Source organism: Belliella alkalica, from assembly GCF_022549785.1.
Taxonomy (GTDB): Bacteria; Bacteroidota; Bacteroidia; order Cytophagales; family Cyclobacteriaceae; genus Belliella; species Belliella alkalica.
In genome coordinates this window covers 70280-84470 of record NZ_JAKZGO010000009.1, presented here as the reverse complement: position 1 = coordinate 84470, position 14191 = coordinate 70280, and the positions used below count along the sequence as shown (strand labels likewise).

General features: G+C 35.7%; 10 protein-coding genes and 2 tRNA genes. 9 read left to right on the top strand and 3 right to left on the bottom strand.

The genetic code is table 11. The features are described 5' to 3' along the window. Positions 1-55: 55 nt before the first annotated feature. The 5 genes from MM213_RS12275 (at position 56) to MM213_RS12255 (ending at position 5498) form a co-directional block, all read left to right on the top strand. Positions 56-3196 (top strand): PKD domain-containing protein, encoded by a 3141-nt coding sequence (locus MM213_RS12275; protein ID WP_241412666.1) that lies wholly within the window; start codon positions 56-58, stop codon positions 3194-3196. 71 nt (positions 3197-3267) lie between these two features. After that, positions 3268-4284, top strand: a complete 1017-nt coding sequence (gene galE / locus MM213_RS12270) for a UDP-glucose 4-epimerase GalE (RefSeq protein ID WP_241412664.1) — start codon at positions 3268-3270, stop codon at positions 4282-4284. A gap of 735 nt (positions 4285-5019) precedes the next feature. Beyond that, positions 5020-5093, top strand: a tRNA-Asp gene (locus MM213_RS12265). Between the two features lie 37 nt (positions 5094-5130). After that, a tRNA-Asp gene (locus tag MM213_RS12260) sits at positions 5131-5204 on the top strand. A 36-nt stretch (positions 5205-5240) separates the two neighbouring features. After that, complete coding sequence (locus MM213_RS12255; RefSeq protein WP_255806954.1) at positions 5241-5498, top strand: GIY-YIG nuclease family protein; 258 nt, start codon at positions 5241-5243, stop codon at positions 5496-5498. 341 nt (positions 5499-5839) lie between these two features. Here MM213_RS12255 and MM213_RS12250 read toward each other — a convergent pair whose 3' ends face one another. Continuing rightward, a complete protein-coding gene (locus MM213_RS12250; RefSeq protein ID WP_241412660.1) occupies positions 5840-8206 on the bottom strand; it encodes a tetratricopeptide repeat protein in 2367 nt (788 codons plus the stop codon). A gap of 332 nt (positions 8207-8538) precedes the next feature. Here MM213_RS12250 and MM213_RS12245 point away from each other — a divergent pair, with 332 nt between their 5' ends. From MM213_RS12245 to MM213_RS12230, 4 genes are all read left to right on the top strand, one after another. Continuing rightward, entirely contained in the window at positions 8539-9486 is a 948-nt protein-coding gene (locus MM213_RS12245; RefSeq protein WP_241272930.1) for an acetyl-CoA carboxylase carboxyltransferase subunit alpha, read from the top strand. 111 nt (positions 9487-9597) lie between these two features. Further along, entirely contained in the window at positions 9598-10443 is an 846-nt protein-coding gene (locus MM213_RS12240) for an MBL fold metallo-hydrolase (protein ID WP_241412658.1), read from the top strand. Beyond that, positions 10433-11227 (top strand): patatin-like phospholipase family protein, encoded by a 795-nt coding sequence (locus MM213_RS12235; protein WP_241412656.1) that lies wholly within the window; start codon positions 10433-10435, stop codon positions 11225-11227. The genes MM213_RS12240 and MM213_RS12235 overlap by 11 nt, the downstream gene beginning before the upstream one ends. A gap of 5 nt (positions 11228-11232) precedes the next feature. Next, entirely contained in the window at positions 11233-11793 is a 561-nt protein-coding gene (locus tag MM213_RS12230) for a 1-acyl-sn-glycerol-3-phosphate acyltransferase (protein WP_241412654.1), read from the top strand. A 90-nt stretch (positions 11794-11883) separates the two neighbouring features. On the opposite strand, the gene MM213_RS12225 is transcribed toward MM213_RS12230, so the two are convergent. Then, positions 11884-12342, bottom strand: coding sequence for a hypothetical protein (locus MM213_RS12225; protein ID WP_241412653.1), 459 nt, complete (start codon positions 12340-12342; stop codon positions 11884-11886). Between the two features lie 245 nt (positions 12343-12587). Beyond that, positions 12588-14069 carry a M28 family peptidase gene (locus MM213_RS12220; protein WP_241412652.1) on the bottom strand — a complete coding sequence of 494 codons (1482 nt, stop codon included), beginning with the start codon at positions 14067-14069 and terminating at the stop codon, positions 12588-12590. Positions 14070-14191 lie beyond the last annotated feature (122 nt).

Below are 14191 nucleotides of genomic sequence, written 5' to 3'. Positions count from 1 at the left end.
TTTTGAAAAATAGATTTCTATATTGATGTCTGATTTATAGATAATTACCCAAATAATGAATAGAATTTTACTTCATAGAATCACCACCTTAATACTATTTCTTTCAATTTCTTTTTTCACTAAAGTTTCCCATGCACAGGTTTCTACCGTCGGAAAGGAGTTTTGGGTTGGATTTATGGAGAACAACCGGGTGCTACCAAATCAAAACCAGAATGGTGCGCTTGATTTAGGTATTGTAGTCATAACAGCAAGTGAGGCATCGACTGGTACAATAAGTTATCTAGGAAGTACTGTAAATTTCAATTTACAGGTTGGTCAGCAATTTGTGCATAGAATAGAGAATTTTGACGCTATTCACAGAACTTCAGGATTTATTGAAAATAAAAGTGTTTACATAATATCTTCAGGTAACGTATCTGTTTATGCTTTTAATGAGCGTGAAAGAAGTGCCGACGGGACAGTTGTCTTACCAATATCAGCCTTGGGAAAAGATCATTATATCACATCCCATTTTGAAACAGTTACAAACGGTTTTAATCCAAATGTTTTTAATACAAACAATGAAAGTTTGCTGTTAGTGGTTGCTGTCGAAGATAATACACAAATAGAGATCACTCCTTCTGTAAACCCTATACAAAACCCAACTTCTGATCCGATATATATTACTCTCAACGCAGGTCAATCGTATCAATTAAAAGCAAGGGGAGATCTGACGGGGTCACGTGTAAGAGTAGTAGGTGAAGATGCTAGTAATTGTAAAAATATAGCAGTTTTTGGTGGGAATAAATGGACAGGTGTTGGTAATTGTGGGCAAGCAAATGACCATCTTTTTCAGCAAGCTTATCCAGTAAATACTTGGGGGAACGAATTTCTTCACGTGCCACTTGCAGGAAGAAACTCTGGTGAATTGGTTAAAATTTTGGCATCTGAGCCTAATACAGAAATCATAGTTAATAGTGTTAAATTAGATGATATTGGTACTGGCGAATTTATTACTTTGGACTTTTCACATACTCAAAGTGCTTATATAACGAGTAATAAACCTATTTCAGTAACTGGTTTTGCGAAAAGTATGGATTGTAATAGAGCTGGTACTGGAAGTGATATAGGTGATCCGTTTATGGTAGGCTATAGTCCTAATCAGCAGTTGCTTAGGGAGGTGACATTTGTTGCTCTACAATTGCCAGTCATTGATTTTCATTATGTAAATATCGTTACAAAAACTGCTTCTGTTCAAAATACATTTTTGGATGGGCGGAATGTTGGAAATCAATTTACCCCATTTCCAAGTAATTCTGCTTTTTCCTTTGCAAGGATACAGATAAATCAAGGGGTACATAGGCTAGAAAATTCAGATGGTTTTATAGGTTATGTTTATGGTTTCGGTGATTTGGAATCTTACGGCTTTGCTGTAGGGGCCAGTCTGGAGAATTTGAATTTTGAGGTTTTGCCTGAATATGATTTTGAAATTGAAGGTGATTTGGTCGCTTGTCTAGATTCAGATGCCGTTTGGGTAATTAATCCTGAAAATGATGTTTTTACATATTTCACATGGGATTTTGGTGATGGTTCAGAAGTTTTGGAGGGTAAAGAAGTAGTTCATAAATATCAAATACCAGGAACTTACAATATTCTGGTAACTGCATCGATTAGTCCTGAGAGTTGTGACCAACAAGAAGAGATTCGCTTAGAAGTGATAGTGGAGGAATTTTTAGGTGAAATTAAAGGTCCTGTCAGTGTATGTCCTGATATAGAAGAGATTGAATATGTGTTTGATATTGATAAAGAGTATTCTAAGATAGAATGGATTGTTGAAGGCGGAGTAATAGTAGATGAAATAGATAATCTTGTCACCATAAGGTGGTTAGGTGCGAATAATTCAGCAAAACTGTTTGCTTTACCATTCAACAAAGAAGGATGTCCGGCTGACATGGTTGAATTGATTATTGTTGTCAATAATAGGTTAGATCCTGGTGAACCAAGCGGATTTGAGCAAGTTTGCTTTGATGGAAACACCCTATATGAATATAGTGTTGCAGAAGTAGTAAATGGAAGAGGATACGAATGGTTTGTTACAGAAGGTGAAATTGTAGGTTCAAATGATAAAGCGGTCGTACAAGTAAATTGGTCTTCACCTGGAGTCACGGGGAAAATTTGGTATAGAGAGTTTAGTTTGATTAATGATGATTGTGAGGGTATTTCTCCTGAACTAGATGTAGTAGTAACAAATGAATTTACTGCTGCAGTAGAAGAGTCTGTAGATATTTTATGTTTTGGAGAACAAACAGGTAGAATTTCTTTAAATGTTTTTGGAGGGCAAGCACCTTACACATACACATGGTCACACAATCAATCACTGAATGCACCTCAAGCAGAAAACATTCCAGCGGGCGATTATTCTGTAACGATTACAGATGATCTAGGATGCGAAATTGTTCTAGACAATATAATTATTTTAGAACCTGCATTGTTGGAGGTAGCAGCCATAAGTATGGTGCCTACTTCATGTTTTGGAAGAAATGATGGTGAAGCTATCTTGGAGATACAGGGAGGTGTAAGTCCATACACAATCAATTTGGAAACAAGTACTTTTCAAGGTAATCAAATTTCATTGTTTGATCTGGAGGGAAGATCGTATGAGCTTGAAATTACAGATGCCAATGGGTGTATACTGGCTACTACCTTTACTATAGACTCACCTCTTCCCTTGGATGTAGATGTAAGAATCGAAAAATTCGCATGTCCAGGTGAATCTAATGGTGAGCTTATAGCAGATCCTCAAAGTCTAAATGCACCATATTCATTCATTTGGGGCTTCGATAATTCAGATCAGTTTATTTTACAAGGTATTCCCAGAGGGGATTATGATGTTACAGTAGTAGATAATAGAGGTTGCATTAGTTTTGGGTCAGGAGAAATGCTTGAAGCAGATCCAATAGTAAGGATGCCAACGGGCTTTAATCCAAAAGATGGCGTTTTTGAAGCAGTGGCAAATTGCGAAGATTTGAACTATGAATTGGTAGTATATACACGATGGGGTGAATTGATCCACAAAGGTACAAGTGGATGGGATGGTAAGATCAATGAAGAAGACGCACCTTTAGGAACATACAGCTATATGTTTTCCTATAATTATATTTTGAATGATGAGCCAAAAAGTAAACAAATACCCGGCAGCTTTACTTTAATCAGATAGTTTTATGAATTGATGACAATCTTCTGTGATTATATTTTTAATATTGTAATCTATTAAACCAAACACTAAAAATGAAGAATATTTTAATCACAGGAGGAGCTGGATATATAGGGTCACATACAGCAGTGGCACTGGAACAATCTGGGTATACACCTATTATTATCGACGATTTTTCTAATTCTGAAAAAAGTGTCTTGTTAGGTTTAAGAAATATCCTTGGTAAAGAAGTGAAAGTCTATCAAGGTGACTGTAATGATAAGGATTTTGTTCTAAATATTTTCGATGAAAATAAGATAGACGGAGTTATTCACTTTGCAGCAAGTAAAGCAGTAGGGGAAAGCACCAAAATTCCTCTGCGATATTATTCAAACAACATAGGTTCTCTATTGGTGCTATTGGAAGTGATGAAGGAATTTGATGTGAAAAACATTGTCTTTTCTTCTTCCTGTACTGTATATGGGCAGCCAGATGTGCTGCCAGTGCTAGAATCTACTCCAAGAAAAGAAGCTGAAAGTCCTTATGGAAATACAAAAAAAATCTGTGAAGATATCTTGCATGATTACGTAAAAAGCAAGTCAGGAGTCAAAGTGATCGCTTTGAGGTATTTCAATCCCATAGGAGCTCACCCAAGCTCAGAGATTGGAGAATTACCAATCGGTGTCCCTGCTAATTTGATTCCGTTTGTCACACAAACAGCAGCAGGAATCAGGGAGAAAATCACCGTATTTGGGAGTGATTATGATACCAAAGATGGAAGTTGTGTTAGAGACTATATTCATGTTTTGGATTTGGCAGACGCCCATGTCAAATCCTTAGAATATTTAGATCCAAAGCAGGATGATTTTATTGATGTTTTCAATGTAGGTACAGGAAATGGCAATACGGTACTGGAAGTAATCAAAACTTTTGAGAAAGTATCAGGAAGGAGTTTGAATTATGAAATTGGACCAAGAAGGGCTGGAGACATTGAGAAGGTATGGGCCAACACTGATAAGGTTAATAAACTTCTTGGCTGGGAGGCAAAATATTCGTTAGAAGATAGTCTCAGGGATTCATGGAATTGGCAAAAAAAGCTTTCGGGAATCTAAAAAGTGAGTTTTTTAAGATTTGAAAATTGAAGATTTGAAAATTATATCCTTGAATTTAAGAATGATATACTATTCGGATGTATTTTTTCTACTTCATTTTTTGTAATAATTCACTAAAAGACTACCTTTGCATCACTTCAAACGAGAAGGTGACAAAAAATAAACGGAGTGGTAGTTCAGCTGGTTAGAATGTCTGTCCCGATTACTCGGGAAGGTCTCCGGTTCGAGTCCTGTCTATTTCGAAGATTTGTTTATCAACAAATTAAAAAAAGATAATTAGGAGTGGTAGTTCAGCTGGTTAGAATGCCTGTCCCGACTACTCGGGAAGGTCTCCGGTTCGAGTCCTGTCTATTTCGAAGATTTGTTTATCAACAAATTAAAAAAAGATAATTAGGAGTGGTAGTTCAGCTGGTTAGAATGCCTGTCCCGATTACTCGGAAAGGTCTCCGGTTCGAGTCCTGTCTATTTCGAAGATTTGTTTATCAACAAATTAAAAAAAGATAATTAGGAGTGGTAGTTCAGCTGGTTAGAATGCCTGTCCCGATTACTCGGGAAGGTCTCCGGTTCGAGTCCTGTCTATTTCGAAGATTTGTTTATCAACAAATTAAAAAAAGATAATTAGGAGTGATAGTTCAGCTGGTTAGAATGCCTGTCCCGATCACTCGGGAAGGTCTCCGGTTCGAGTCCTGTCTATTTCGAAGATTTGTTTATCAACAAATTAAAAAAAGATAATTAGGAGTGGTAGTTCAGCTGGTTAGAATGCCTGCCTGTCACGCAGGAGGTCGCGGGTTCGAGTCCCGTCCATTCCGCAAATTTGTTTATCATCAAATTAAAAAAAGATAATTAGGAGTGGTAGTTCAGCTGGTTAGAATGCCTGCCTGTCACGCAGGAGGTCGCGGGTTCGAGTCCCGTCCATTCCGCAAAGTCCCAAGCAAAACTTGGGACTTTTTTTATTTATGGCCTTTTTTGTATACATCCTTCAATCCATGAAGGATAAAAGTTTTTATGTAGGTGTCACTCACAACATAGGTGAACGCTTGGAGAAACACAACCGCCCTCATAAAGGATACACAGGTAGAAAACAACCATGGGTTTTGGTTTATACTGAAATCTACACAACAAAAACAGATGCGCTAAGAAGGGAAAATTTTATCAAATCTCAGAAAAGTAGAGAGTATATTGAAATTTTAATCAGTGGAAGTTCAGCTGGTTAGAATGCTTGTCCCGATACATCGGGAAGGTCGCGGGCCTGTATGCCCTAGGTAGATTCGAGTTCCGTCTCCCGTTCCACGGGACAGGCTATTCCGCAAAGTCTCAAGCATAACTTGGGACTTTTTTGGAGGAGTTTATGCCATTAAATTTTTAATTCTTAAGATCAGTTAAAATCATCAGATTCATTTTTTTTAACTTAATAGTATTTACTATACACAGGTTTATAATTATTGATACTTTGAATTGGTTTTCCAAACAATTGCTACGATTGTACAATTTTGATACATGCATCATTTTACTGCCGTTTTAGCTTAGAGATTATACAGCCAAGGCATATATGTTTCTATTTACTAATTTGCTGATAATAGTGCTCCATTTTGTCTTTATCTCCAAGGGATTTGCTTATAAGATATAGATTATTCAAAATAGACTTATTTGAATTGTATTTTAAAGAGTTCTCAAATGCAACAAGAGCTTCTTTTTCTTTTCCTTGAATCAACAATACAGAACCTAGATTTGCCCAAGATTGAAATGGATTTGAAGGATTATTATTGATTACTCCTGAAAAATACCGTTCAGCTGTCGGATAGTTCTTCTCATGCAAGAATGCTATAGTTCCAAGATTTGTCAAGATATCGGGGTTATTTGGGTTTTTCTCCAAACCAGTTAATAATATTTTTTTTGCAGAAGTAGTGTCATTACTTTGCAATAATGCTGAACCATAAGCTAAATAGAAAGTAGAAAATTTTTCGTAGCCATTAAATTTTTCAAAGTCTGAATTAAGTGCTCTAAATAATTCAGCCGCTTCTTTGAAATTTTTATTTGTAAATACATCTATTGCCTTTCGTAAATTTTCATTGAAAAGCAACTCTTCTGTTTTTGAATGCTGACTAAAGTCTTTGATCTTATCAATATTTCCTGTTTTTGCATAAAGACTAACTAAAATTTCATCTACTTTTTCAGTTTGATCCATATTTTTATACTCCTCAAACATTTGAATGGCATCATTTAACTTGTTTTGTTTTAAATAAATTAAGCCCAAATTATTGAAAATATTTAAGGAATCAGGGCTGTCAGAGGTTAGAGCTTTTAGATAGTGTTTTTCAGCTGCATCAAAATTTCCTCTTGAATAATTAATCACCCCTAATTTAAAAAGTGCATATGCTGAATTTGGTTTTTTTTCTAAAACTAAGTCTAGACTTGACTCAGCCTCTAGAGTATCGCCTAAGTATAGCAATGTCTCGGATAGTGCTATCAAATAGGTTGAAGTAAATAATTCAGTACCTAAAATCCCAAGTGATTTGTTTAAGGCTTCTTTTGATTTTTCGAAATAAGGCATTGAAGAATCTATTGAAACCTTGTAGATTTCCTTTGCGGTTATGCGCAAATGATCGCCGTAATATGCATTAGTCCGCCAACTTTTTGGAGACGATTTTATACCCGATTCTGTTAAGCTGAGATTGGACTTCCACACACGAGAATGGTCAATCGTTTTCCAAGAAAAGGCAAAGAGAATAGGTGTAAATAATGCTACAATATAAAGGTTAGTTCTTTTTCTAGGTATTTTTTCAAAAAACATGTAAGTTCCATAGACTACTAAAAAACAAAAGGATAAGGAGGGGATAAATAAAAATCTTTCACCAAAATTAGACCCAATTATTAATGATTTGGTGAGATTTGCAAATATTGAAAAGGTTAGGAAATAAAAGATAATCCAAAAGCTTACTATACTTTTATTTTCCAGACCTCTCCAAGCTAGCCAAATTAAGAACCCAATTATCAAGATGCTAATCCATACAATTGGCTCTTGGAAGGATTGTACTTCAAAATGTGCGAAGGAATAATCCCAGCTTAAAGGATGAGGAAAGATCAATATTTTGAAATATTGAATATAGATATAAAAATTACTCGCAATATGTTCTGAAATAGTAGTCCCGTAAAGGATTGAATTTAGTTTGGTGTTATAGACAATTCCATTTGACATATTTCCCGAATCTAAAATGATACTCCTGATTAAGAGATATATAATAGAGGGAAATATAAATGGAATTATAGCCTTAAATGAAACGTATATGTTGTCTTTTTTGAAGAAGTAAGCTATAAGTCCCGATACTGCAACAAGAGGCAATGCTTCTTCTTTCGAAAGCAAAGCAAGAAGAAATATCACTGCTACGATAAAGTGTTTTAAAACCGTTTGATAATCATACCATTTTATCCATAAGAAAATAGAGAGAAAACCAAAAAATGCACATAACAAAGTGTCTCTACTTTTTACAGAGGCCACAACTTCTATGTGTAATGGGTGAACAGTATATAGTAGAAGTGAAATGATGATAATGATTATTGGGATATCCCGAATTTTCTTTAACTCTAAGAGAATCATGCCTACTATAAATATTACTAAACCATAAAGAATTATATTAATTAAATGACCTGTAAAAGGGTTAAAACCGCCAGCTAACTCATTTTCCAACGCGAAAGTCAATAATGAAATTGGTCGATAAGTTCCTGTATTTACTGCACCGATACTTAAAAAATTCATAGAGCCATACTTGAATAACTCAGTCCACTCAGTAAGTCCTTTTTGTGTTACGTTATTATGATAGGTATAAATCCCATCATCAGCAGAATAATCATAATTGATTGTTTGAATGTAAATAATCAGACCAACTATGGCTATTAATGCGATAACTAGTGTGTTTTTTTTCATAAAGCTCAATTAAAATCAACTTTAGTGTATCGATATGTAAAGTATTGTCATTTAGTCTTAAAATATAATCAAAATATAAAAGTACTTTATAATCATCAAAATTAATGAAAGTAAAGGAATTCAATTATTCATCTCCTAGATAAATTCCAACTCAACGAATAACATTGCAATTTTCTGTTTTCATTAATTTGAGAAAGATTACTTATCTGTTGTCAAAGTAGGTCTATTTTCTAAATAAAAGGATAAAGTTTGGATCTTAAAATACCTATAATATAAAAAAGTTTCTATTAGTCAGATTATTTTTATCTTTGTCTTTGTTAAAAACGCTTACTATGGTATTAGAATTCGAAAAGCCAATTGTTGATTTGGAGCTTAAGTTGCAAGAAATGAAAGACTTGGCTAAGGGTAGAAATATAGATTTATCCTCAGATATTCAGTCTTTGGAAGAAAAGATACAAGCTTTGAAAAAAGAAACATTTCAAAATTTGACTAGATGGCAAAGAGTACAGCTATCTAGACATGCAGATCGTCCTTATGCTTTGGATTATATTTACGAGATGACCAACGATTTTATCGAATTGCATGGTGATCGCTCTGTAAAAGATGATAAAGCCATGATTGGTGGTCTAGGAGATTTGGACGGAAGATCTGTGATGTTCATTGGTCAGCAAAAAGGTAGAAATACCAAACAGCGCCAAGAAAGAAACTTTGGAATGGCTAACCCCGAGGGATATAGAAAGGCACTCCGCTTAATGAAAATGGCAGAAAAATTCGGAAAGCCAATCGTCACTTTGATTGATACACCTGGTGCATTTCCAGGGATAGAAGCGGAAGAAAGAGGACAAGGTGAAGCTATCGCCAGAAATCTCAAAGAGATGTTCATGCTGAAAGTGCCTGTGATATGTATCATTATCGGTGAAGGTGCATCTGGAGGTGCTTTGGGAATTGCCATTGGCGATAAAGTTATGATGTTGGAAAATACTTGGTATTCAGTTATTTCTCCAGAATCTTGCTCTTCCATTCTATGGAGAAGTTGGGATTACAAAGAGCAAGCGGCAGAAGCATTAAAGCTTACTGCTAATGATATGAAATCCAATGGTTTGATAGATGGAATTATCGAAGAACCTTTGGGAGGTGCTCATAAAGACATGAAGAAGATGTCCCAAACTATAAAAGCTACTATTTTGGATGCTTTGAAAGAATTGGATAAAATCAAACCCGAAAAGAGAATTGATCAAAGAATCGATAAATTCTGTGCAATGGGTGTGGTAGTAGAATAAAAAAATATTTATTCCCGTAAAATGTTTGGATCAAGTTAGATTATTGACTTTGAGCTTTCATTTTGCGGGAATTTTTCTTTGATAAATATCATATAATTAAATCATTGCTTTATGAATCTTCAGGTTATCAATACAGGCTTTTTCAAATTGGATGGTGGTGCCATGTTTGGAGTAGTACCAAAGTCGCTTTGGTCAAGAACAAACCCTTCTGATGAAAATAATCTCTGTACATGGGCAATGAGATGTTTATTGGTAGAAGATCAGGGAAGGTTGGTTTTGATTGACAATGGTATTGGTGAAAAGCAGGATGCCAAATTTTTCTCACACTATTACCTCCATGGCAATGATTCACTTCAATCTTCTTTGCATATGGTTGGGGTGGATTTCAAAGATGTTACGGATAACTTTTTGACTCATCTTCATTTTGATCATTGTGGAGGAGGGGTAGCCTATGTTGATGGAAATAAAGAAAAGCTGCAAACAGTATTTCCCAATGCGAAATATTGGACAAATGCTGATCATTGGAAGTGGGCAACTGAGCCAAATTCTAGGGAAAAGGCTTCTTTTCTGAAAGAAAATATTCATCCAATGCAGGAAAGTGGTCAATTGGAATTTATGGATTTGTCAAAAAAAGAGCTTTTTGAAGGGTTTGAGTATTTTACTGCTGATGGCCATACAGATAAGCAAATGATTCCCAAAATCAGTTACAAAGGCAAGACCATTGTATTTGCAGCCGATCTTCTCCCTTCAGTAGGCCATATTCCACTTCCTTATGTCATGGGATATGATACAAGACCATTATTGACCTTAGATGAAAAGAAAAAGTTCTTAGAAGAGGCCGCTGCTAACGAATACATTATCTTCTTGGAACATGATCCAATAAATGAATGTTGTACCGTTAAAATGACGGACAAGGGTGTTCGCTTAGATCAAACATTTTCACTCAATGAAATCTGAAAAAAAAATAGGTATTGCGTTTTCCGGAGGCGGTGTAAGGGGAATTGCTCATTTAGGTGTTCTCAAAGCTCTCAATGAAAATGGAATCTACCCAACGCAAGTCAGTGGAAGTAGCGCAGGAGCAATTGTAGGTTCTATGTATTGTAGCGGGTATGATCCGGAAGAAATAATGGACATAATCGTAAAAACCAACTATTTTAAGTTTATGCGTCCAGCTATTAGCTGGACTGGAATTCTTAAGATGGGAAGTGTTTTGCAACTTTATGAAATGTATTTGCCTGTAAATAATTTTTCATCTCTAAAAATCCCCTTGATCGTGGCTGCAACTGATATTAAGCGAGGAAAAGTGGTGTATTTTTCAGAGGGTAATTTAATTGAGCCAATCATGGCATCATCATGCATTCCAGGAATGTTTGATCCAATCGAAATTGAAGGTAATTTTTATGTGGATGGGGGAGTATTGAATAATCTTCCTGTGGAACCACATGAAGGTGTCTGTGATGTTGTAATTGGGGTAAACTGTAATCATTTACCTGTGGAGCATAATATCAAGAACATCAAAAACTTGATCGAAAGGACAATAATTATGGCTATGAATTACAATGTTTATAGCAGAAAGGCGAAGTGTGATTATTTTATTGAACCAAAAGGATTGGCTAAGTATGGAGTTTTTGATATCAAAAAAGCGAGAGAAATTTTTGATGCTGGGTACCAGTATGCGACAGAATTCATAAATTCGCACCAAGAATTGAAAGATTTGGGACAATCTACTGTAAAACTGTAAGTGAGATGATGAAATTTTTATCAAAAATTGTTTTTTGGATAACAGGTTGGAAATTTGTTTCCGTTTGGCCTAAAGATCTAAAGAAGGCGGTTTTGATTGCAATACCCCATACTAGTAATTGGGATTTGCTTTATGCAAGGGCGGCTTTTTATTTAATGGACGTACCTGTAAAGTTTACAATCAAAAAGGAAGTAATGGTTGGTCCTTTAGGATGGTTTATCAAAGCTCTAGGAGGAATTGCAATTGATAGAAAGCGAATCCCTAGTGGAAGAAAGCAGACCTATACAGAAGCAATGATCAATATGCTGAAAACTGAGGATGAGTTAGTGATCATGGTGACACCAGAAGGTACAAGAAGCTATGCACCTCGATGGAAATCTGGGTTTTATCATATTGCACTTGGTGCTGAAGTGCCTGTAGTTGTAGGTTACTTGGACTACAAGAAGAAAGAAGCAGGTATAGGTCCCATCATTATACCAGATGGTAACATGGATGATCAGATTGAAGAATTGAAAGTATTTGGAAGAACAGTTACTGCTAAATATCCTGATCAGGGAATTAGGTAATCTTTTTTAAAAATCGTCAGACTAGATTTCAAAAAAAAGTGAAATTTATTTAAAATGAAGTTTTATTCAATAACTATTAACTTATTCCTTTTACAGTACAAATCCCTTTTTTTCCGCTCTTTTATCAATAAAAATTCCTATAGCTGCCCCAATTGCCATTCCCATCGGTAGCCATAATCCCAAGTTTTCTGTACTCATTCCAATCGGAGTTCCAATTGCACTCATAAAAACGGGCATCATGATGGTTGTCCATTGACCTTTCCTTTGGAGCTTATATTTTTTATTCAACTCTCTTAAAAGATTGTTTTTGGCTTTGACATAAGGAGTGCCATTTTCTGTTGGCCCAGGTAGTTTTTTAGCAATATCTTCAAACTGACTCATCCAATATTCTCCATTTGATGCTGGAATAGCTTTTCCAATTTTTTCTGGAAGCCTTTTCAAAATCTCAATTTCATATTGTTGAATTTGCCTTTTTCTGTATCCCGCAGCTTTCTGATCTATATACATTTTGAATTCAATCACTCTTTGGTCAAATGCTTCTGTACTCATTTTTCTAAATCTTGGTTTTGTAGTAGAAAATTAGGATTTTATGATAATCCCAATAGCAGTTTATAGCCTTTTGATGTTTGTCACTGCTGCCGTCATTATCTTATTTGCAAACTTCAAAAAGAAATCGGTAGGTGTATAATCCCTACCGATCTCTAACAGAATTTCACTTGAATAAACTGTGTATTGGTGTATATGCAAATAGATTTCTTAAATTTTCTAATATTACAATTTTCCAATTTTGCTCCCTAATTCCCATAAAGCTCCTTGCCCACTTCCTCATACTTATCTCCAGATGTCCATACAGGTTTCTCAGTAGTGTTTGCAATATAGATAGCAGAAAGAATATAAGATTTCCAATATTTAACCGCATAATCCAAGTCAAAATTATCAACTTGATCACCAGGTTGGTGGTAATATTTCCCGATCTCTTCGTCAAATGCAGTAAAACCCAAACTAAAAGTAGGGGAAGGGATTCCTTTTCTCGCAAAGTTTACATTGTCAGACCTATCATATAATCCTTGTTCTGGAGCTGGATCAGCTATGGCTTCCAGACCAAATTCACTTACTGCTTTGGAGATCAAAGGATCGGCAGAAGTTCTTCCAAGACCAATTACTGTAATGATAGAAGTGTCATTATAACCACCATTGTCGATATTGAAATTGTAGATGATTTTATTCAAAGGAATCAACGGATTGTCTGCGAAGTATCTACTTCCCAAAAGTCCTTTTTCTTCTGCAGTCCATGCACACAAAAGAATGGATCTCTTTGGAGGGTTTTCAGCAAAGTATTTTGCAGCATTAATGACAGCCACCGTTCCTACAGCATTGTCTCTGGCGCCATTATAAATAGAATCACCATTAGCATCTGGTCTTCCTACACCGATGTGATCATAATGGGCAGAAAGCATCACATATTCATTCTTTAGCGTAGGATCAGTACCTTCTATTACTGCTACGACATTTTTTCCGATAATATCCCGATTGATTTTGCCTGCTACTTCTAATTTTGCAGTTTTTATGGTACCATTACCTATTGCATTGATTGATTGGTTTTTTGTATCGCTAATCCAGATGTAAGGAATACTTGCCTTCCCGCCTGTATTGTCTATTGTCAATTGAGTTCGGTTGAGAGTTCTTGCTGCAAAATTCCAAGGCGAAGGAATATTATACATTTCAAGTACTGCAATTGCTCCTTTTGATTGGGCAAGAGCTACTTTTTCTCTCCCAACTGCAAAAAGGTCGCTCGGAGTTAATCTATCCGGAGCCCCCACATTGGTTACTACAATCTTTCCTTTTACATCTTTCCCTTCATAATCGGCCTCAAGACCATAGCCCATTACAATCAATTCATATTCACCATCAATGGCAGGCCCATCAAGTACCAGAAGGTTGTCGCCTTGGGTAAATGTGCTATCTCCAATCATTGCAATTCCCTTTGTAGGAGGGCCAGATAGTCTGAAAGGAATGTGTTGATAATAGCCATTTGCTCCGTCTATTTCCTTGGCTTCATATTTCCAAAATTGCTCAGCAATATAACGAGCAGCAGCGTCGATTTCTGGCCGAATGGGATCCCGCCCCATCAATTCATCAGATGCCAAGTATCTGAAATGCGAAATAGCCTCTCTTTCGTTAAAATTTGCTTCTATGGCTTTTTTGTCGCTTTGGGCGAAAATGCTTGTCGATGACAAAAGCAAAGCCAATGACATGGTAAAATAAGTTCTCTTCATCTAAATATTTTATTAATCAGCCTGAATATAGAAATAAACAATGCTTTGGTCAAAAGCTTTTGGGAAAACAGGGGAAAATTGTTCAAAAACGGATAGGGTTTTTTATCTTAGGGTAAAAAAAA

Excerpts from the sequence above, each read along its gene's own strand:
- MM213_RS12230 (WP_241412654.1), top strand. The coding sequence starts at position 11,233 with ATGATGAAATTTTTATCAAAAATTGTTTTTTGGATAACAGGTTGGAAA.
- galE (WP_241412664.1), top strand. The coding sequence starts at position 3,268 with ATGAAGAATATTTTAATCACAGGAGGAGCTGGATATATAGGGTCACAT.
- MM213_RS12245 (WP_241272930.1), top strand. The coding sequence starts at position 8,539 with ATGGTATTAGAATTCGAAAAGCCAATTGTTGATTTGGAGCTTAAGTTG.
- MM213_RS12250 (WP_241412660.1), bottom strand. The coding sequence starts at position 8,206 with ATGAAAAAAAACACACTAGTTATCGCATTAATAGCCATAGTTGGTCTG.
- MM213_RS12225 (WP_241412653.1), bottom strand. The coding sequence starts at position 12,342 with ATGAGTACAGAAGCATTTGACCAAAGAGTGATTGAATTCAAAATGTAT.
- MM213_RS12220 (WP_241412652.1), bottom strand. The coding sequence starts at position 14,069 with ATGAAGAGAACTTATTTTACCATGTCATTGGCTTTGCTTTTGTCATCG.
- MM213_RS12235 (WP_241412656.1), top strand. The coding sequence starts at position 10,433 with ATGAAATCTGAAAAAAAAATAGGTATTGCGTTTTCCGGAGGCGGTGTA.
- MM213_RS12255 (WP_255806954.1), top strand. The coding sequence starts at position 5,241 with ATGGCCTTTTTTGTATACATCCTTCAATCCATGAAGGATAAAAGTTTT.
- MM213_RS12240 (WP_241412658.1), top strand. The coding sequence starts at position 9,598 with ATGAATCTTCAGGTTATCAATACAGGCTTTTTCAAATTGGATGGTGGT.
- MM213_RS12275 (WP_241412666.1), top strand. The coding sequence starts at position 56 with ATGAATAGAATTTTACTTCATAGAATCACCACCTTAATACTATTTCTT.